This is a genomic window from Bacillus sp. ISL-18 (assembly GCF_018613415.1).
Lineage (GTDB): Bacteria > Bacillota > Bacilli > Bacillales > Cytobacillaceae > Neobacillus.
Genome location: NZ_JAGGQG010000034.1, coordinates 12,180 through 31,230 on the forward strand (window position 1 = coordinate 12,180; position 19,051 = coordinate 31,230).

The 19,051-nt window shown below is 38.4% G+C and carries 20 protein-coding genes and 2 riboswitches; of the genes, 13 read left to right on the plus strand and 7 right to left on the minus strand.

The genetic code is table 11. The features are described 5' to 3' along the window. Window positions 1-3: 3 nt before the first annotated feature. Window positions 4-291 (minus strand): hypothetical protein, encoded by a 288-nt coding sequence (locus J7E81_RS29545; protein WP_215047711.1) that lies wholly within the window; start codon window positions 289-291, stop codon window positions 4-6. A gap of 149 nt (window positions 292-440) precedes the next feature. Between J7E81_RS29545 and J7E81_RS29550 the strand changes: the two genes are divergently transcribed. Further along, window positions 441-1,490 (plus strand): LLM class flavin-dependent oxidoreductase, encoded by a 1,050-nt coding sequence (locus tag J7E81_RS29550; protein WP_215047712.1) that lies wholly within the window; start codon window positions 441-443, stop codon window positions 1,488-1,490. A 70-nt stretch (window positions 1,491-1,560) separates the two neighbouring features. Here the strand turns inward: J7E81_RS29550 and J7E81_RS29555 are convergent, their stop codons facing one another. Both J7E81_RS29555 and J7E81_RS29560 read right to left on the minus strand, forming a co-directional pair. Next, window positions 1,561-2,340 (minus strand): Cof-type HAD-IIB family hydrolase, encoded by a 780-nt coding sequence (locus J7E81_RS29555; protein WP_215047713.1) that lies wholly within the window; start codon window positions 2,338-2,340, stop codon window positions 1,561-1,563. Between the two features lie 279 nt (window positions 2,341-2,619). Continuing rightward, complete coding sequence (locus J7E81_RS29560) at window positions 2,620-2,940, minus strand: hypothetical protein (protein ID WP_215047714.1); 321 nt, start codon at window positions 2,938-2,940, stop codon at window positions 2,620-2,622. Window positions 2,941-3,259: 319 nt separating this feature from the next. On the opposite strand from J7E81_RS29560, the gene J7E81_RS29565 reads away from it, so the two are divergent. Continuing rightward, window positions 3,260-4,054: a GNAT family N-acetyltransferase gene (locus J7E81_RS29565; protein WP_215047715.1), complete on the plus strand. Its 795-nt coding sequence runs from the start codon at window positions 3,260-3,262 to the stop codon at window positions 4,052-4,054. 217 nt (window positions 4,055-4,271) lie between these two features. Here J7E81_RS29565 and J7E81_RS29570 read toward each other — a convergent pair whose 3' ends face one another. Then, the gene (locus J7E81_RS29570; RefSeq protein ID WP_215047716.1) at window positions 4,272-5,339 is read right to left on the minus strand and encodes a sulfite oxidase; all 1,068 of its coding nucleotides are present in this window, start codon (window positions 5,337-5,339) and stop codon (window positions 4,272-4,274) included. Window positions 5,340-5,545: 206 nt separating this feature from the next. Next, window positions 5,546-5,746: a hypothetical protein gene (locus J7E81_RS29575; protein ID WP_215047717.1), complete on the minus strand. Its 201-nt coding sequence runs from the start codon at window positions 5,744-5,746 to the stop codon at window positions 5,546-5,548. A gap of 398 nt (window positions 5,747-6,144) precedes the next feature. Between J7E81_RS29575 and J7E81_RS29580 the strand changes: the two genes are divergently transcribed. The 3 genes from J7E81_RS29580 to J7E81_RS29590 are packed head-to-tail and all read left to right on the plus strand — an operon-like array spanning window position 6,145 to window position 8,250. Then, entirely contained in the window at window positions 6,145-6,360 is a 216-nt protein-coding gene (locus J7E81_RS29580; RefSeq protein WP_308162312.1) for a BC1872 family protein, read from the plus strand. Between the two features lie 17 nt (window positions 6,361-6,377). Further along, window positions 6,378-7,106: a gamma-glutamyl-gamma-aminobutyrate hydrolase family protein gene (locus J7E81_RS29585; protein ID WP_215047718.1), complete on the plus strand. Its 729-nt coding sequence runs from the start codon at window positions 6,378-6,380 to the stop codon at window positions 7,104-7,106. A 22-nt stretch (window positions 7,107-7,128) separates the two neighbouring features. Then, complete coding sequence (locus J7E81_RS29590; RefSeq protein WP_308162311.1) at window positions 7,129-8,250, plus strand: cysteine desulfurase family protein; 1,122 nt, start codon at window positions 7,129-7,131, stop codon at window positions 8,248-8,250. Between the two features lie 39 nt (window positions 8,251-8,289). Here J7E81_RS29590 and J7E81_RS29595 read toward each other — a convergent pair whose 3' ends face one another. Then, window positions 8,290-8,508 (minus strand): hypothetical protein, encoded by a 219-nt coding sequence (locus tag J7E81_RS29595; RefSeq protein WP_215047719.1) that lies wholly within the window; start codon window positions 8,506-8,508, stop codon window positions 8,290-8,292. 107 nt (window positions 8,509-8,615) lie between these two features. On the opposite strand from J7E81_RS29595, the gene J7E81_RS29600 reads away from it, so the two are divergent. Then, the gene (locus J7E81_RS29600; protein WP_215047720.1) at window positions 8,616-8,786 is read left to right on the plus strand and encodes a hypothetical protein; all 171 of its coding nucleotides are present in this window, start codon (window positions 8,616-8,618) and stop codon (window positions 8,784-8,786) included. A 38-nt stretch (window positions 8,787-8,824) separates the two neighbouring features. On the opposite strand, the gene J7E81_RS29605 is transcribed toward J7E81_RS29600, so the two are convergent. Then, window positions 8,825-9,367, minus strand: a complete 543-nt coding sequence (locus tag J7E81_RS29605; protein ID WP_215047721.1) for a GNAT family N-acetyltransferase — start codon at window positions 9,365-9,367, stop codon at window positions 8,825-8,827. A 130-nt stretch (window positions 9,368-9,497) separates the two neighbouring features. Next, a riboswitch (cobalamin riboswitch) is annotated at window positions 9,498-9,687 on the plus strand. 156 nt (window positions 9,688-9,843) lie between these two features. Between J7E81_RS29605 and metE the strand changes: the two genes are divergently transcribed. The 7 genes from metE (at window position 9,844) to J7E81_RS29640 (ending at window position 18,900) form a co-directional block, all read left to right on the plus strand. Further along, complete coding sequence (gene metE / locus J7E81_RS29610) at window positions 9,844-12,123, plus strand: 5-methyltetrahydropteroyltriglutamate--homocysteine S-methyltransferase (RefSeq protein ID WP_215047722.1); 2,280 nt, start codon at window positions 9,844-9,846, stop codon at window positions 12,121-12,123. A gap of 85 nt (window positions 12,124-12,208) precedes the next feature. Then, window positions 12,209-12,387, plus strand: a riboswitch (cobalamin riboswitch). 335 nt (window positions 12,388-12,722) lie between these two features. Next, window positions 12,723-14,999, plus strand: a complete 2,277-nt coding sequence (locus J7E81_RS29615) for a ribonucleoside-diphosphate reductase subunit alpha (protein WP_215047723.1) — start codon at window positions 12,723-12,725, stop codon at window positions 14,997-14,999. Window positions 15,000-15,023: 24 nt separating this feature from the next. Further along, window positions 15,024-16,067: a ribonucleotide-diphosphate reductase subunit beta gene (locus J7E81_RS29620; protein WP_215047724.1), complete on the plus strand. Its 1,044-nt coding sequence runs from the start codon at window positions 15,024-15,026 to the stop codon at window positions 16,065-16,067. A gap of 1 nt (window position 16,068) precedes the next feature. After that, window positions 16,069-16,545: a flavodoxin domain-containing protein gene (locus J7E81_RS29625; RefSeq protein ID WP_215047725.1), complete on the plus strand. Its 477-nt coding sequence runs from the start codon at window positions 16,069-16,071 to the stop codon at window positions 16,543-16,545. A 60-nt stretch (window positions 16,546-16,605) separates the two neighbouring features. Continuing rightward, window positions 16,606-16,788 carry a hypothetical protein gene (locus J7E81_RS29630; protein ID WP_215047726.1) on the plus strand — a complete coding sequence of 61 codons (183 nt, stop codon included), beginning with the start codon at window positions 16,606-16,608 and terminating at the stop codon, window positions 16,786-16,788. Window positions 16,789-17,123: 335 nt separating this feature from the next. Continuing rightward, window positions 17,124-17,993 (plus strand): permease, encoded by an 870-nt coding sequence (locus J7E81_RS29635; protein WP_215047727.1) that lies wholly within the window; start codon window positions 17,124-17,126, stop codon window positions 17,991-17,993. Window positions 17,994-18,006: 13 nt separating this feature from the next. Then, window positions 18,007-18,900, plus strand: coding sequence for a TIGR03943 family putative permease subunit (locus J7E81_RS29640; protein WP_215047728.1), 894 nt, complete (start codon window positions 18,007-18,009; stop codon window positions 18,898-18,900). Window positions 18,901-19,051 lie beyond the last annotated feature (151 nt).

The following is a 19,051-nucleotide window of genomic DNA, read 5'->3' on the forward strand; positions in this document are numbered from 1 at the left end:
TTTTTATTTCTTATTACTTTTTTTATTACGAAAAGAGGTTACGTTGGTTTTTAATGAAGCATAAGAGCCAATCGCTGCATATCCATAAAACCAGCCCATAAACACACCAGAAATGAAGCTGTGTTTGTGGCTAATAAAGATAGAGATCCCAAGTCCGAATAAAAGGGCAATCGTAGGAACAAACCATCTCGGAATGTTAAAATAAACTTTTATAAATTGGGTGAAGACGATAATAATTGGGATTGCAAAGACGGCGTCCCAAAAATTCATTTCGATGGTAGGGAAATCCAAACAAGAACACACCTTTTTTCCTGTATTATGTGTAAACTTCACAAAATTATTTTGACCGAGTTGGGTTAGGCAATGGACTTGAGCAAACTATGTTAAAATGGGTCTGTCTTAATAACTTACATAAACAGAAAGATATAGGAGGAATTTAGGTGGAAATAGGGATTAGTACATTTGTAGAAACAACTCCGGATACACAGACCGGAAAAGTGATAAGTCATGCAGATCGACTCCGCGAAGTCGTCGAAGAAATTGTCCTTGCTGATCAGGTTGGATTGGATGTATTTGGAGTGGGAGAGCACCATCGAAAAGACTATGCGGCGTCTTCTCCCACACTTGTCCTAGCTGCAGCCGCTTCGCAAACAAAACGGATCAGGCTGACGAGTGCTGTAACAGTCCTTTCATCAGATGATCCAGTCCGAGTTTTTGAAGATTTTGCCACTTTAGATGGCCTTTCAAACGGGCGAGCGGAGATTATGGTAGGCCGAGGTTCGTTTATTGAATCGTTCCCATTGTTTGGATATGACCTGCAAGACTACGATGAATTGTTCGAGGAGAAGTTAGAGCTATTATTAAAATTACGGGAGTCCGAGAAAGTCACTTGGAGTGGAAAGCATCGGGCTTCGATTCAAAATCTAGGGGTATATCCTCGTCCAGTGCAGGATCCATTGCCTGTGTGGATTGGCAGCGGGGGAACGCCTGATTCCGTTATTCGTGCGGGTCTTTTGGGATTGCCGCTTGTTCTAGCGATTATTGGCGGTCGTCCTGTCCAGTTTGCATCGCTTGTTAAACTCTATAAAAGAGCGGCGGAACAGGCAGGGCATGATGGGTCGAAGTTAACGGTAGCGTCGCATTCCCATGGTTTTATTGCTGATGACATTGATACGGCTGCGGATAAATTTTTCCCTTCTACTCAGCAAGCGATGAACGTACTCGGACGAGAACGCGGCTGGGGATATTACGATCGGTCCAGTTTTGATGCTGCACGGAGCTTTGAAGGAGCGCTTTATGTGGGGGACCCTGATACAGTGGCACAAAAAATCATTCACCTTCGTAAGAATGTAGGAGTGACAAGGTTCATGCTCCATGTGCCGGTTGGAAGCATGCCTCATGAGGATGTCTTAAGAGCAATTGAGTTGTTGGGTAAAGAAGTTGCTCCACGTGTTCGTGAAGAAGTGGCTAAATGGGAAGCAGAACAATAAATTCATAAGATTTAATATGAAAAGCTTGTAAAATAGGTCCTGTCAGGACAATTCTACAAGCTTTTTTCAGTTAAATTAAACCTAGTTGTTCCAACCCGTAGGCTACTCCATCTTCTTCTGCAGACAGTGTCACCATATTGGCTGCTTGCTTTAATTCATTAGACGAAGCCCCCATGGCTACACCCATGCCAACTAATGAAAGCATCTCAATATCATTTAAGCCATCCCCGAAGGCAACAGCTTCATCTGGTGCAATTCCCAGCTTCTCCAATAATTTGGTGATACCGACAGCCTTATTAGAATTCGTTAGATTGACATCGCAGGTTCTTGCCCCAGAACTCCACCTTCGGAAGTCCAACTCAGGAATGTTTGCCTTATAATGAACCTCTTCCTCTAAATTACAATGGAGAAACATTTGAAAAATATCCTGATCCATCCAAAACTGCGGGGGTGCCAGTTCAGGCTTCCATGGATCACGGCTGTAGGCTTCAACCACATAAGGATGACTTAGGTCGGTCGCTTTAAAGCTAGAACTGCTTAAGAACGTAAGCGGATGCTGAAAATCACCAGATAACAGTTGAACCTTTTTCAAGATGTTTTTATCGATTGGATTTTGAAAAATTTCTATCCCTTCATGAAAAACATACGAGCCATTAAAGAAGACCATTGAATTTACACCAGTATCTTCGATAACAGACATTGAGAAATATGGAGCCCTTCCTGTAGCAATGACGACTTCCATATTTCGATCTTTTAACCGTTGAATCGCATCCTTCGTTGCAGGACTAATGTTTTTTCCATGTGGAACAATAGTTCCGTCTATATCTAAAATGACAACCTTATAATTCATCGTACACACTCCTATGATGCTTTCTAGCTTACATAACAAATAGTTGTATTACTCAGTATATCACGACTAATTAATATGATAAAAAGGACCATCCAAAAGTGTAAACAAATTATTGGTAAGTCTAGAGAACTTACTACAATACATGACTTGCCCTTTAGTCAAATAATCAGTTGTCTGCGTGGTGTGATGGAGAGTATTTTATTATACTTCGACTGTTACTCAAGCTATTCCTTAAAAATAAAAAATGGTTGATAGAATATCTACCAACCATTGAAAAAACTAAAAAAACATCGTTCCAGGAACCATAATACTGAACAGTGAGCCCAAGATTAATCCAACTGAGGCAAACATCATGAGGACAGCGCCGTGTGCTTTACTTCGATCATGGAAAGTAAAGAAACCCATCAAAAACGCGGCTGCTCCAAACAAAATGGGAATAAAAATAAGTGAAAGAACAAAGAACGTCCAACCTAATATAGGAAAGAGAATTCCTTGTTTTTTATTTGATTCAGCTTCTCCATGTTTTAACGTTAATCTTCCACAATCCTGACAGACATGTGTGTTTATAGCCTCAAGAGATCCTCCTTGGAAATCGTTCATACCATCCACTCCATTCCATTCATTATAAATTTACCGAACCATTAGAAAGTTAGGATTTCATCTTGTGGTGAAAGTGATAGATAAAGAACAAGATAATTTTTAATTAATAATTCAAAATATACTGAAAATTTACTATAAGAATACCATAATTTAGAAAAATATCAAGTAATATGTACTTGGAAAAGTGGGCATTTTTGGAACACCTTACTGTTCGGATATCTTATTTTTTAAAATTTCAGCTTAAGAATATCCATCTCAAATTGGTTTTTAATGTTAAAATTAAGAGGACTAGGAATGAGGAAATAGGGGGGGAGTAACGTTGTTAAGAAGACTAACTCAACTTGATCATGAGGTATGCCTAAGGTTGTTAAGAACTAAACCAGCAGAAAACTTATTTATCATTGGTGACATAGAGGTATACGGGTATGAACAAAACTTTCAAAAGCTCTGGGGTGAGTTTAACGGTAGAGGAGAACTAATTGCTGTCTTATTAAAATTCGAACAAAACTATATTCCATTTGCAATAGAATCATACAATGCTAGAGCCTTTGCTGAGATTATGTCTAATGACCCTTCATTTAAGATGATGTCTGGACTTAAGGAAATTACCGAGCGGATAGAACCTTACTTAAATCAACCATACAAAAGGAAGAGACAACTTTACTATGCTAAGTGTACAAAGTTAAATACAAATGGGAACAGCGTGGAATTATCGACTGTCCAACAGGCCCATGCTTACGATGCTGAAGCACTTGTTGAATTACTAAATTCCGTTCCTGAATTTAGCGGGTCCACTATGACAGTAGAAAGGAAACTCCGGGAATTGAAAGATCGGAGTTCGCGTTCCTTTTTTATTATGGAGGATGGCGAAATAGTATCAACTGCCTCAACGGCGGCAGAAAATTCATTGTCAGCGATGGTTGTTGGTGTAGCTACGCTAGAAAACTATAAGAAAAAAGGATATGCTACTAAGTGCATGCTTAGGTTGTGTACCGAACTTTTAGATGAAGGAAAAGAACTATGTTTGTTCTACGATAATCCCGAAGCTGGTGCTATTTACAAGCGAATTGGTTTTGAAGACATAGGTTTCTGGATGATGTATACATATAACTAGTGGTTTAAGGTAAAATTCTAAAATCTATAATACGAAAAATGGCAGAGGATTCCTCTGTCTTATCATTAAAAACTTTCTCTTTTTTATATTTGGCTGTGTTAAAGGTTCTTGTTAATTATTAGCATGTTGATTGGAACGAAGCCGCCTTGAGCGGAAATCAACATTCAAGATTAACACAGCCTTATATTTAAAAGGAACCTCTTAGTTGAGCGTAGCGTTATTCCACTTTGACTTCTACAGAGTCAATGGCATTATAACCGTAGCCCTTCCTGTTCCAAAATGGTTCTGAAAGTTGAACATTGCCTTCGAAATCAGTGGCTTTTGATTTTATGGTATATTCTCCTTTTTTTAGTGCCTCCCATTCAAAATTCCAAGGAACCCATGAATATTTTTCAGATTTAGAAGTTAGTTGACAGATATTCCATGTTTGACCACCATCTAAACTAAGTTCGACCTTTGTTATCATCCCTTTTCCGGTCCATGCGATTCCTTTTATTTGATAAATCCCTGTAGGCAATAATTGCCTATTTAATGGATATTGGATGGTGGAGTTTACATGGATTGTAGTGACAGGAAACTTTCCATGATCGTTTTCTTTGTTTGGATAGTAAACGTAGTCAACTGCTTGAAAGGGCCCGGTAAAATCTTTATCAATCACAGTGATTTTTTTAATCCATTTTACAGAAGCCATTGCATACCATCCAGGGACAATCAATCTTAAGGGAAATCCATGCTTGAAGGGGATAGGGTGATCATTATACTCATATGCAATAATGGTTTCTGGTTCTAGAGCTTTTTCAATGGGTAAACTTCTTGCAAAGCTAAATATTTGGCTGGAATCAGGTCTTTCTCCATAATCATAGCCTTCAAAAACGATTTCTTTCGCAGTAGTAAGCAAGCCCGTGGACTTCAATAACGTTCTTAAAGAAACACCTTTCCAGATACCTTGACTGATTGCCCCTTTTTCCCATTGCTCTCCAAATACCTTTGGTTGGAATAACTCACGCTTATCTCCAGAACATTCTAAAACAACTTTTATCGTTTTCGATGGCAATGAATATATTTCCTGTAATGAAAATGTTTTTGGAGTATGCACCAATCCCTCAATCGGGAGAAAATAGAAGGATGAAGTAAAATGAGGGTAGGAAAAATGATTTCTTCTATAAAATAATTTACTATGGACAATTTCACCATGTAAAAATTGGATAGGTGTTTCTTGATTTTCAGGACTTAAGGACTTTGTATTAAGGTAGGGCTTTACTCCGGGTTGGTAAGAATGTTTCAAGAGACTACCTCCTTAAAAATCAATCTACTACCTAATGCATATGTATTTGAATGGTTTATATTCAAACAGCTTTTCCTATAAAATTCGTCAAAGCCCAGTTCCTAACTGCACGAATACTTCAATAAAGAATGTCAACTTTAACAATTGAATTACACAAAACAGCCACTGTTTCATTACGATACAGTGGCTGTTTAACTTCCTTTAGGCTAGGAGTTCTTTTTTAAATTCATCCCAAAAGTTAAAATTTCATAACTATTTTTAAGAATAAATCCATAATTTTTGTTATGGTCAATCACGATATCCCCATCAAGATGAAGAATCACCAGTGGGTCAATAAGGATGGTAATCCCATCTACATTAAAAATTTCTTCATTTTCTGCCTGCTCAACCTGAGCAAGTTCATACATATAGGTAGCCCCTCAACCAGTGGTACGGATTTCGTTTATTCTAACCAATGGTCCCTCACCAAGCAGGGTTATAAGCTGTTGATTTGCGTCCTTTGTTATGTTCACTTTCATTTTATTTTCTCACCTCAATATACATATTTCCCTATCCTTAAGCAAATAAAACCAACTAACGGTAGTAAGTACAAGTATAGTCTATTGTGGAGAATTTGTGAAAATTTTCGATTCGCCTTAAGAGTATGCTATTTTGATAGGATGGAATCTTTGAAAATGGTAAAATAATAAAACGTAAAAAAAAGGAGTTAACGGCTATGAACAAAATAGAAATCATTGCGCGCAGAATCCTAGGCTGGAAGTTAAACAGATGGGATCGCTGATACGATTATGAAAAGGAACAGTTTATTCTAGTTTCGGAGTTTCAGCCCGAAGAAAATATAGAGCATGCAATACTAATCGTCGAAAGGTTAAAAGAGCTGGGATTTGGCTATAAAACGAATGGAACATCGGGGGCTTGCTTTGGTGATGTTTGTGAAACGGGGGAAACTTTAGCACAGGCGATCACAAATGCAGCCTACTCGATTGCAGATAATAGCTCGATTGATGAAGGCTGGCTTTAGATTTAAAGGGGGATATTATGAAAAAACCTGTTATTGGCATCACCGGTGCCTATGTTAACCATAATCATTATATGGAAGGTGTCTATGTGCACCATGATTATCATAAATCCGTTGCGAACAATGGTGGGATACCCATCATTGTTCCCTTTATTAATGCAGAAATAGCGCTAGAAACGCTTCCTTTATGTGACGGAATCATCTTAAGCGGCGGAGAAGATGTGGACCCGCAATTTTATGGCCGGGACCCTCATCCACAATTAGGGCCAACCATTCCTGAGCGCGACAAAGTAGAAATTGCCATTGTTAAATATGCACTGGAGAACAACATTCCACTTCTGGCAATTTGCAGAGGGATACAAATCTTAAATGTGGCTCTAGGCGGAACCCTAATACAAGATATCCCTTGCCAAGTTAAAGAACCGATCCAGCATTCGCAAATAGTAAAGAGAAGTCGTGATACTCATTGGGTGAACATTGAGAATGATAGTAAATTATTTCAATTACTTGGCTCTGAGCATGTAAGAGTAAATAGTCTGCATCATCAATCGATAGATAGGATAGCCAGTGAGTTACGAGTAGTCGCTCGGTCATCCGACGGAGTTGTTGAGGCAGTAGAATATGTTCATCCATGTACTTTTACAGTCGGAGTTCAATGGCATCCCGAATCAATGGCAAGTACAAATACTGGAATGAACAACTTATTTGCTGAATTTATTAAAAGCAGCATGAAAGTCCCTGTTTTATAAACCTAAGTAAAGGGGAAATAAGATGGCTATGGAAAAAATTTATCTTGATTATAATGCGAGCACCCCTTTGGCACCTGAAGTGGTAGACGCCATGCAGCCTTTGCTAACCGATTTTTATGGAAATCCCTCGGCCTTGCATTGGGCAGGTGGCCCAGTAAAAGAGGTCTTACAGAATGCTAGAGAACAGGTGGCCAATTTAATCGGGAGCACAGCAGGAGAAGTCATTTTTACTAGCGGCGGCAGCGAAGCCAATAACTTGGCATTAAAAGGATTTTATTTTAAAAATCGACATAAAGGCAATCATATCATTACATCTAAAATTGAGCATCCTGCGATTATGAACCCTTGTAAGTTCCTGGAACAAGTAGGAGCAAAAGTGACTTACATAGGTGTCGATCGGTTCGGGAGAATTTTACCGGAAGAAATCGAGAAGGCAGTAACAAAAGAAACCATCATGATTTCCATTATGCACTCTAACAATGAAACCGGCACGTTGCAGCCAATCAAAGAGATTGGGAAGATCGCCGAAAGGTATGGGATTGCTTTTCATACAGATGCTTCTCAATCAGCAGGAAAAGTTTCTATTGACGTGAATGAACTAAAAGTTGATCTTCTCACGATTGCCGGGCATAAACTGTATGCACCAAAGGGAATTGGCGCATTATTTATTAGAAACGGAATGGAGCTTGAACCACTCATTCACGGAGCGGGGCATGAGTTTGGGATTCGTGCAGGAACGGAAAATACCTTATTGGCTGTGGGATTAGGAAAGGCCTGTGAAATAGCGAAGCAACAGGATACAAATCAGCAAATAAAGGAGTTGACCCATTATTTCTGGCGTCAACTACAGGATGAATTTGGAGAACAGGTTGTCTTAAATGGGCATCCTGAACTAAGACTGCCAAATACCTTGAATGTAAGTTTTGTCAGAAAAGTAGGTCAAGACTTGCTTCCAGCAATCCCTAATCTTGCTGCATCAACAGGATCTGCCTGTCATGCCGGAAGTATTGAATTATCTCCGGTGCTAAAGGCGATGAGTGTGCCTGAAGAAGTGGGGATGGGGGCAATTCGCTTTAGTTTAGGCAGGTACACGACAAAAGACGAAATCGATCAAGTCATTCTTTGTTTTAAAAAAATAATATGACAAGTAAGGACTAACAAATGATGGTTAGTCCTTTTCACATTAATATTCTTGATCCGAAACCATGGATTCTATATACTCGTGAAGTTTGTCTTCCTCATAATCATTCAGTTCTCTCATCGGAATGACGGTTAGTTGAGTAGGATCACTCCCCCGTACTTCGGCAACTAGCATTTCATTTAAATATACATTAAAGGCTGGTTCATTCTCGTGAGAACTTTTGATTGTTTCTTTATGGAAATTCGGTTTGTTTTCTTCCATGATTACCCCACCTACTCATTAATTTCTACTTCATTACTATTTCCAATTTTTAAAGAAACAATTATTTTTTCATCTGTTTGAAATAATAAAATAGGGAGGTGAGAGATGTGGATAAACAAAATAACTTTCCATCAGCCATGAATGATATCGGAGAACCTGCTGAGATGAGTCCCGGAAATGATTCACAAACAAGAGTACCAATGGTTGAAGTCAATCAATCAACAGAACCACAAGACCCGTTAGAAATTCGAGATCGAGCTTCCGTCACTGTACTCTAACAATTAAACAGGTAAAACATTTGTTTTACCTGTTAGGTTTACATCATATTTTTCTTATGTTTTCGTAAAACAGTGATAAAACCATCCAATATATCATGACTGACCGAAAAACCTTTTTGTTTGTAGAATTCCAAAGCATTTGTATTGCCATTTGAGACAAAGATAAAGTAATCTTCGACATCCTCAAATTGTTTTAACCAATCCATTGAGATATTAAAAAGTGTAGAACCAATCCCAAATTGCCTGTATTCCTCTTTTATATAAAAATTGGATAAACATCCTATATTACTTTTTCTAACAGAAGATAGATCAAAAAAAGTGGCAAAGTCATTGGAATAGGCTTCTTTAGCAGAAATGTTGGAGTAGACATAACCAACTGGTTTATCGCCGTCTTTTGATACTACCGTATAATTGTGCAGGGCACTTTTGATGGACGGAATCATCCTTGTTTCAAAATTCATGCTGTCAAACAATTCAGGTTTGATGGTTGCTTTTGATTTTTGGAATACCATAAGTTCATTACATAAATCTCTGCAGCAATCAATATTTTCATCCGAGATCACTTCATATGTTAATTCCATCATTTTACTCCTAGGAGAATTTGTCATAGGATCATTATAACAAAATATTACGCTTGTTAGAAAATAATATTTTGACAGTCTTCGTTATCCATGCTAACATGGCTATTAAATTCAAAATGTTTGTAAAAATTACATAATAAATGCATCAGGTGCTGTGTGAACCTTACACAGCTTAAAAGGGAAGACCGGTGAAAATCCGGAGCGGTCCCGCCACTGTAATGGTGAGCGACTTATCAAAGAACCACTGTTTCAATTGAAATGGGAAGGGATAAGGAGCGATGAACCTAAGCCAGGAGACCTGCCTGTTGTATGCGCTTGGACTCTACGGGTGTATAGGGGGGAGTGAGAAATACGTGTTGAGAAATCCTGATGGTCTCAATTCTAGTTAACTGTGCGTATCAATCTCTCTTTTCTATAAGAAAAGGGAGATTTTTTATTGGGACAAAAAAGAAACATATAAGGGGATGTAAAACAAGATGAAGAGTTCGAATTTGGGTTATCCAAGAATTGGAGAAAAACGCGAGTGGAAAAAGGTCCTTGAACAGTTTTGGGCAGGGAAAATAGAAAAAGAGCTATTTTTAACACAAATGGAAGAGATTCGCCTGCAGCATCTTCAGAAGCAAAAGGACCAGGGGATTGATCTGATTCCAGTCGGTGATTTTAGCCTATATGACCATGTGCTAGATACAGCTGTAATGTTCGGTCTGGTGCCTAAGCGGTTTAATCATAATGGTGGAAAAGTGTCACTAGAAACCTATTTTGAAATTGCACGAGGAAGAAAAGATGCCGTGGCAGCTGAAATGACAAAATGGTTTAACACGAACTATCACTATATTGTTCCTGAGCTGGAGGGAGCTGTTCCGACGCTTGTTGATAACCGTCCACTTCAGTTTTATCAAGAGGCAAAACAAAAACTGGGGATTGAAGGAAAGCCAGTTATTTTAGGGCCGGTTACCTTTGTCAAACTCTCAAAAGGGTATAGTGATTTTAAAACAGTGGTTCAACAGTTTGTGCCGCTATATGCTGAAATACTTAGTGAGCTTGAGGCCGAAGGTGTAGAATGGGTACAGATCGACGAGCCTATGCTTGTGACAAGTCTTTCTAAAGAAGAGGTAGAGCTATTTTCTGATGTCTACCAGCAATTGAATGAGGCAGCACCAAACGTAAAGCTTCTGTTACAAACGTACTTTGATAGCACCGATTATTACAGCGAGATTATTTCCCTTCCTGTTCAGGGAATTGGCTTGGATTTCGTCCATGATCACGGTGAGAATCTTGCCTCTTTGAAGAAGTGGGGATTCCCGAAAAATAAAGTACTTGCCGCTGGAGTTATCGATGGTCGGAATATCTGGCGCGCCAATCTTGATGAAAAAACATCGTTACTTGCAGAAATTGCCGAGAGTGTGTCGAAGGACCGCTTGATTATCCAGCCCTCATCAAGCATATTACATGTGCCTGTAACAGTGAAAAGTGAAGAAGCACTGGAAGGGGTACTGAAAAATGCGCTATCCTTTGCGGATGAAAAATTATCCGAGGTTGTTATTCTAACAAAAGGACTTCGTCAAGGGAAAGACTCGATTCAAGAAGAGCTGGAAGCTAGTAAAAAAGCAATTAAAGCATTGAATGAATCATCCTTCCGAAACAATCAACAAGTGCAAAAGGACATTGAAAACTTGGCTTCATTTAGGGCTGAACGGGAAGTGCCATTTAAGAATCGACAAGTCATACAGGAAGGCACATTTCAATTACCACTATTGCCCACCACCACTATTGGGAGCTTCCCGCAAACACAGGAGGTCCGAAAACAGCGTCAACTATGGCGTAAAGGCGAGTTAACAGATGCGGAATATGAGAATTATATCAATACAGAAATTAAAAAATGGATAGAAATTCAAGAAGAACTAGGCCTAGATGTATTGGTCCATGGAGAATTTGAGCGGACCGATATGGTTGAATATTTTGGAGAAAAATTAGCTGGGTTTCAATTCACTAAATTCGGTTGGGTACAATCCTACGGCTCCCGCTGTGTAAAGCCGCCGCTCATTTATGGAGATGTTTCCTTCCAGGTCCCAATGACCGTCAAGGAAACAATTTTTGCACAGTCGTTAACGTCGAAGCCTGTAAAAGGGATGTTGACAGGTCCAATTACGATTCTAAATTGGTCGTTTGTCCGCGATGATATTCCACGTAATGAGGTGGCCAATCAAATTGCCCTTGCACTTCGCAAAGAAGTTGAAATACTTGAGGAAAGTGGAATCCGAATGATTCAAGTGGATGAGCCTGCACTCCGTGAAGGACTGCCGCTAAAGCGTGAGAACTGGGAGAATTATTTGAATGCTGCCGTATATGCCTTCAAGCTTGCCACCGCATCAGTTCAAAATGAGACCCAAATTCATACGCATATGTGTTATGCCAATTTTGAAGATATTATTGATGCAATAAAGGCTCTCGATGCGGATGTGATTTCAATTGAGACATCCCGCAGTCATGGTGAATTACTGTCTGCTTTTGAAGAAAATACGTATGATAAAGGGATTGGTCTCGGAGTTTACGATATTCATAGTCCTCGTGTACCAGCACTTGCAGAGTTGACGAGAAACATTGAGAGGGCCCTTCAAGTCCTTGATTCGAAGCTGTTTTGGATAAATCCTGACTGTGGTTTGAAAACCCGCGGGTTGAAGGAGTCTGTTGCTGCCCTAGAGGTAATGGTAGCAGCAGCACACCAGGTGAGAGCTAATCTTGTTGTGAATAAATAAATTACTTGTCAAAGTGAGAGTAGTATACTATATTAGTTGATATACAATATTTAGTGTTTATTATTTAAAAAGATACTAAATATAGATAATAACCAATGAAAATGGTGTCCATAGAGACTTAATAGGGAATCTGGTGAAAATCCAGAACTGTACCCGCAACTGTATATGCTGACGAAATAATCATATCCACTGTCATAGGACGGGAAGGGATTAGAGTAGGTTCAAAGCATAAGTCAGGAGACCTGCCATTTTTATAGCGTGTTATCTTCTTCGGGTGGTGGGAAGATAGAACGAGGGGTATTCTGACTAATACAGTGATCCTGCTGTTTTACTAGATCAATCCACGTTTTATTAAACCCATCTCCTCTGAAGATGGGTTTTTTGATGTTTGTGCCCGAGTGTGTATGAAGAAGAGGGAATACGGTAACAAAAAACGTTAATTGTGCCCGAGAGTTCGGAGAATGAGAAGCAATGGTAACAAAAAAAGTAAATTATGCCCGAGTTCCAGAAAAAATAGGTGTGACGGTCACAAATAAGAATATTTATGCCCGAACTCCCCAAAATACTGGAGCCACGGTCATAAAAAAGGGGTAATATAAATGACTGTAAAAAATCATCCAGAGATGGATGCCGTTTTAGAAGCCATCAAAACAGCAAATGAAAAATACAAACTAGATACCACTCTGCTTTATAAAAAGATATCTGAGCTAGAAAAATCATCACGTTACGAACAATCACTGCTCTATGCCTTAAATCAAATCTCCATGGAGGACCCAAACTGGACCTTTCTGGCGGCAAACTTATTTTTAAATGAGTTATATGAGAAAGCAGCCAAACATAGAGGATATCAGCAAAATGAAAAATACGGTGATTTCTATAAACTACTTACATATCTGACGAACATAGGTATCTACTCTGAAAATGTATTAAATGATTATACCAAGGAAGAAATTGAAAACCTGGGGGCGGTAATAGACTCAGACAAGGACCTTTTGTTTAATTATATAGGTTTATTTTTGTTAGCAGACAGATACCTTGCGAAAGACTACGAGGGAAGAATCTACGAACTGCCTCAAGAACGCTTTATGATCATCGCGATGACCTTAATGAAAAACGAGTCTAAGGAAAAGCGATTACTCTATGTGAAAGAAGCATACTGGGCATTAAGCAACTTATATATGACCGTTGCGACCCCAACACTCTCTAATGCTGGGAAGAGTTTTGGGCAGCTTTCGTCCTGTTTTATTGATACGGTAGACGATTCGTTAGACGGAATTTATTTAAACAATTGGGACATTGCCCGCCTAAGTAAAGATGGCGGCGGTATTGGTATTTATCTTGGAAAAGTACGTGCGTTGGGGTCTGATATTAAAAAATTTAAAGGAAATTCATCTGGTGTGGTTCCTTGGATTAGACTCATCAATGATACAGCTGTCAGTGTGGATCAGCTAGGACAAAGACAAGGAGCCATCGCCGTTTACTTAGATATTTTTCATAAAGACATGATGAATGGCTTTTTAGATCTAAAAACAAACAATGGAGACGAAAGACGAAAGGCACATGATATTTTTACGGGCGTTTCCATCCCTGATTTATTTATGAAGAAACTGGAAGAAGTCGATGAAAATGGCCGAAGCATTGGAGAATGGCATACCTTTTGCCCCCATCAAGTCAAACAAATCATGGGCTGGAAGGATGAAGAGGGAACGCCTCTGGGTTTAGAAGATTTTTATGACGAGCTGGATGAAAAGTTCTTTACTGAAAAATACGAAGAAGCGGTAAGGCATCCATTACTGCCAAGGAAAACGTATCGGGCAATGGATATTATGGCGCGAATAATGATATCTCAATTAGAAACAGGAACACCATATATGTTTTATCGAGATGAAGTCAACCGGCAAAATCCTAACAAACATATAGCAGGAACGGGACGAACGTCTATTTTTTGCAGCAATTTGTGTACGGAAATCGCTCAAAATATGTCTGCTACAACCATTGTCAAAGAATATAAGGATGAAGATGGAAATATCGTGATTGTTCGCAAACCCGGGGATTTTGTAGTTTGTAATTTATCTTCTATTAATCTGCCTAAATCAGTGCATGTTTTAGAACGGTTAATTTCCATTCAGGTAAGAATGTTAGATAACGTCATTGATCTTAATACCATTTCAGTCGGACAAGCCGAAGTGACCAATAAAAAATATCGCGCCATTGGTTTGGGCACATTTGGCTGGCATCACCTCCTTGCCTTAGAGGGGATCTTCTGGGAATCAGATGAGGCCGTTTCCTTTGCCGACCGACTTTATGAGGAAATTGCCTATTATACCATTCGTTCCTCCATGTTGTTAGCAAAAGAAAAAGGCTTTTATAGTAAGTTCGCTGGGTCAGAATGGCAAACGGGCCGTTATTTTGAGAGAAAAGGTTATAAAAGTATACGGTGGAATCAGCTAAAAGAGGATGTTTCCAAATTCGGAGTGAGAAATGGCTGGATGATGGCGATTGCTCCTAATTCATCTACAGCAAAAATCGGTGGTTCGACAGATGGAATTGATCCATTGTATGCGGTCGAATACGCGGAAGAAAAGAAGAATTTCAAATTTAAAGTCACGGCACCAGATTTAGATCATAACACGTATAACTATTATCGCCGGTCGAGACATGTCTTGGATCAGACTTGGAGCATTCGACAAAATGCTGCCCGCCAGCGGCACATTGATCAATCGATTAGCTTTAATCTTTATGTTCGTCATGACATTAAAGCGAAGGACTTATTGAATCTTCATATGGAAGCCTGGAAGCAAGGTTTAAAAACAACTTATTACGTCAGAAGTACATCTCAAACAGAAATCAACGAATGTGAAGCATGCCATAGTTAGTGAATAAAGGGAGGTATTTACAAAATGATTCAGACACCATTAACCAAAATTAAACTATTAAACCCGGATTATCCTAATAAGTCAACCGGAATTATCAATGGCAAGTCATCAGGTTTGTTGAATTGGAATGATATTGCCTATCCCAAAATGTATGATTTGTATCAAACTCTGCTTGCAAATTTTTGGAAGGCGCAAGAAATTAATATGCAGGATGATATTAAACAGTGGGATTCCCTAAGTGATACAGAAAAAGATGTTTTTCTGCGAATAAACACACAACTTGCTTCACTTGACAGCTTGCAAACACCGACGATGAGTCAGGTCATGGATTATGTAACAGACTCTAGCTTCAAAGCAATCTTTGCTGTGATTTCACAGCAAGAAGCGGTCCATAATGAATCTTATTCCTATATCCTAAGCTCCTTGGTCCCGAGAGGCGAACAAAATGACCGGTTTAATCAGGCCAAACAGGATCCAATTGTGAGGAAGAGAAATCAATTAATTTTAGATGCATACGAGCAGTTTAGAGAGAATCCTACACCGCAAACTTTATTCCAATTAGGTGTGAATTCTATCAATCTTGAAGGAATTTACTTTTACGCAGGGTTTGCCTTTTTCTATCATTTAGCTCGTCAGCAAAAAATGCTGAAAACCAGTACGATGATTAGTTATATTCAACGGGATGAAATGCAGCATGCCTATTTTATAGCTCAGTTTATCCGCATTCTTTTAACGGAAAATCCTGCTCTTCATACAGATGAAAATATCAACTATGTATATCAAACCATAAACGAGGCAGTCAAGCTGGAGAAGGAGTGGGCTCATTACATTTTAGCTGAAATAAAAGGTATTGATTTACAGGAGTTTGAGGGGTATGTCGAATATCTGGCAAATAAGAGATTGAGACAGCTGGGATTGAACAATTTATATCCTGAAAAAATAAACCCTATGCCATGGATTCAAGTGTTTGGAGATGATATGGTGAATGAGACGAAGTCGGATTTCTTTGAGCAAAAATCAAGAACCTACTCAAAAGTCTCACAGTCCAACGGGTTTGACGAATTATAAGATGAAGATTGCCGTTGTTTATTCGTCTGTTACAGGTAACACCAAGGAATTAGCCGAGCTGATTTATCGAAACTTGATTGGCCGTTCAGTGGACGTGTATATTTATAGGATTGAAGATTTCCCCCTTGAGCTTCTAAGTATTTTTGATGCGATCGCGATTGGCACCTATTCGTGGGGAGATGGTGAAATCCCTAAAGAGATGTGGAAACTCTATCAAGGATTAGAGGAGCTTGGCAATAAAGACTTGGTCACAGCCGTATTCGGTACGGGAGATAGCTTTTACCCGAATTATTGTGGAGCAGTCGATTTGTTTCGGGACATGTTATACGTTCACACCACCCTTGCCGCAACGTTAAAAGTGGAACTGCTTCCGCAAATACAGGATTTTCATCGCAGTCAAATGTTTGTTGATTCAATCATGAAAAAGGCTGGCCCAAAAGCTTATCACTCCGGTCTGAAAAGTATAAACTATAAATAACAGAGAAAAAATCGTAAGTTTTTTCCCTGTTATTTTGAAGATGCAAAGGTGCTGGTGTCCATGAAAGATTTCCATTGCTGTGCAACATGCCGTCATTTTAAAATAGAGAAAAAATCAGAAGGAATCACTAATTTTTGCAGCCGATTAGGTTATGAAACAAAAACGAACTATAAATTTGATTGCTGGAACCCAAAGGAGCAGGTAATAAAGCTGATGAATAAAAGAAACAGTGGAATCAGTTAAAATTTAAAGAATCGGGTGTAATTCGAAAAAGTGAGGACGCACGAAGGTAACGGGTTCCGTCTCCTATCACAAAAGTGAAGATACAACTAAAAATAGCTTATAAAGAGAAATCCAGTCGTAATTGTCTGGATTTTTTATTTCTAATTATTACTGGTTATTGAAAATACTTTTGAATTGTTAACATTTTCGTCACAAAGATAGTTTAATATATTGTGATGGGAAAACTATTTACTCATATGGAAAATCAAAACATATCAAATTCATGATCATTTTGATATGATAGTAGTTGTTTTTTTAAGTGAGACCAATTGTGTGATATCACAGGAGGAATATGTATGGATCGATTATTACAATTGAATACGATTTTTATAAGTATTATCATTGAAGCATTCCCATTTATTGTCGTTGGCGCTTTTATTTCTGCCCTGATAGAAGTTTTTGTTTCTGAAAATACACTGCTTAGAATTCTGCCAAAAAATAGATATTTATCTGTTGTGGCTGCTAGTTTTATGGGAGTATTATTTCCTGGATGTGAATGTGGGATTGTTCCCATCGTTTCACGGTTAATAAAAAAAGGGCTTGCCCCTCATGCAGCAATTTCCTTTATGCTTTCTGGTCCAATTATCAATCCGATTGTTTTATTTGCAACATTTATTGCATTCGGAGATAGCTGGACGATGGTAGGGTACCGAGCAGGGTTAGCAATCGGTGTTTCTATTTTAGTTGGACTTGTTTTATCTTTTGTCATAAAGGACAACCCACTAAAAGAAAATAATGAAATACATGTTCACGACCATTCCCACCAGAATACTAGACAAAAATTATGGAGTGTTCTTAACCATACGATTGACGAATTTTTTAATATGGGAAAATACGTAGTGCTGGGTGCACTACTTGCATCTACTATGCAAGTTTATGTACCTACACGGATATTAACAACACTGGGCGGTACGCATGCAACTGCTATATTGGTTATGATGGTTTTAGCTTTTATCTTATCTGTTTGTTCGGAAGCAGATGCTTTTGTAGCAGCATCTTTTCGTAATTTTTTCCCTCAAACGTCAATCGTTTCTTTCTTAGTGTTTGGCAATATGGTAGATATTAAAAATTTACTGATGATGTTCGGGTCTTTTAAAGCAAAATTTGCTCTTCTTTTAGTTTCATTAATTTCGTCATTTGTATTCATTGGTTCACTTCTGTTGTAAAGGATGTGTGATGATGTTTAAAGTCCTTATTTTAATACTTACTACAAACTTGTTTTTTATGCTGCATACCACAGGAAATATTTCAAAATATATAAATATGAAATATAGCTTCCTATCGGAGAGTATGATCGTGATTTTGTTCATACTTACAGTTGTCGAAGGAATTAAATTATGGTCATCTGGAGAGAAGAAAGAAAAAGAACATGATTGTGATTGTAGCCACGATCATAAAGACCATGAACACCATCATGAGCATGATCACGAAAAAAAGAAACCATCTGCTGGAAAAAAAATAAAAAAATTCTTGGCATACTCACTTGTGTTAATTCCTGCTATTTCTGGCGTAGTTTTGCCGGTGGCAACTCTTGATTCACAGCTAGTAAATGCCAAGGGATTTTCATTTCCAACATTAGAAGACGGAAGTGATCAGTACGGAACCCATCAAGTTCTGAATCCTGATATGAGTAAATTCATGAACCAATCTGATTTTACGGATTTAGTCAGGAAAGAGTCGAAGTCTTATATTCCAAAAAATAATATTACTTTAACAGATAAAGACTATTTAGTCGGTTTAGAAGTGTTATATAATTTTTCAGGGGATTTTGTAGGGAAAACTCTTACGATGAAAGGATTTACTTACAATGGCCCTGGATTACAATCCAACCAACTATTTTTACTTCGATTCGGGATGATTCACTGTGTCGCAGACTCTGGAGCTTTTGGTTTGATGATTCAATTCCCGAACAATATTCATATCCCAAATGACCAGTGGTATCAGGCGACAGGAACCATGGATACAGTCTATTATCCACAAATGAAAACCAAAATACCTGTTTTAAAAGTGACAAGCTACAAAATCATTCCAAAGCCGAATGACCCTTATGTTTATAGAAATAGTTTAAATTAATAAAAAAGAAGGTGTCCCAATACTTGATATGCTCCCGATAAAGTAGACAGATGAAATAATAAAAATCTGTTTTACTTTATTGGGGGTTTTTTTATGGCCAAAAGTGCTTATTCTGCACAAGAAAAACAGGAGTTAATTATAGCTTTCGAGA

Bases quoted from the DNA above. Each gene is read 5' to 3' on its own strand.
- J7E81_RS29605 (WP_215047721.1), bottom strand. From the start codon at position 9,367: ATGGAATTAACATATGAAGTGATCTCGGATGAAAATATTGATTGCTGC.
- J7E81_RS29635 (WP_215047727.1), top strand. From the start codon at position 17,124: ATGGATCGATTATTACAATTGAATACGATTTTTATAAGTATTATCATT.
- J7E81_RS29555 (WP_215047713.1), bottom strand. From the start codon at position 2,340: ATGAATTATAAGGTTGTCATTTTAGATATAGACGGAACTATTGTTCCA.
- J7E81_RS29640 (WP_215047728.1), top strand. From the start codon at position 18,007: ATGTTTAAAGTCCTTATTTTAATACTTACTACAAACTTGTTTTTTATG.
- J7E81_RS29575 (WP_215047717.1), bottom strand. From the start codon at position 5,746: ATGTATGAACTTGCTCAGGTTGAGCAGGCAGAAAATGAAGAAATTTTT.
- J7E81_RS29595 (WP_215047719.1), bottom strand. From the start codon at position 8,508: ATGGAAGAAAACAAACCGAATTTCCATAAAGAAACAATCAAAAGTTCT.
- J7E81_RS29590 (WP_308162311.1), top strand. From the start codon at position 7,129: ATGGCTATGGAAAAAATTTATCTTGATTATAATGCGAGCACCCCTTTG.
- J7E81_RS29585 (WP_215047718.1), top strand. From the start codon at position 6,378: ATGAAAAAACCTGTTATTGGCATCACCGGTGCCTATGTTAACCATAAT.
- J7E81_RS29615 (WP_215047723.1), top strand. From the start codon at position 12,723: ATGACTGTAAAAAATCATCCAGAGATGGATGCCGTTTTAGAAGCCATC.
- metE (WP_215047722.1), top strand. From the start codon at position 9,844: ATGAAGAGTTCGAATTTGGGTTATCCAAGAATTGGAGAAAAACGCGAG.
- J7E81_RS29630 (WP_215047726.1), top strand. From the start codon at position 16,606: ATGAAAGATTTCCATTGCTGTGCAACATGCCGTCATTTTAAAATAGAG.
- J7E81_RS29625 (WP_215047725.1), top strand. From the start codon at position 16,069: ATGAAGATTGCCGTTGTTTATTCGTCTGTTACAGGTAACACCAAGGAA.
- J7E81_RS29620 (WP_215047724.1), top strand. From the start codon at position 15,024: ATGATTCAGACACCATTAACCAAAATTAAACTATTAAACCCGGATTAT.
- J7E81_RS29560 (WP_215047714.1), bottom strand. From the start codon at position 2,940: ATGAACGATTTCCAAGGAGGATCTCTTGAGGCTATAAACACACATGTC.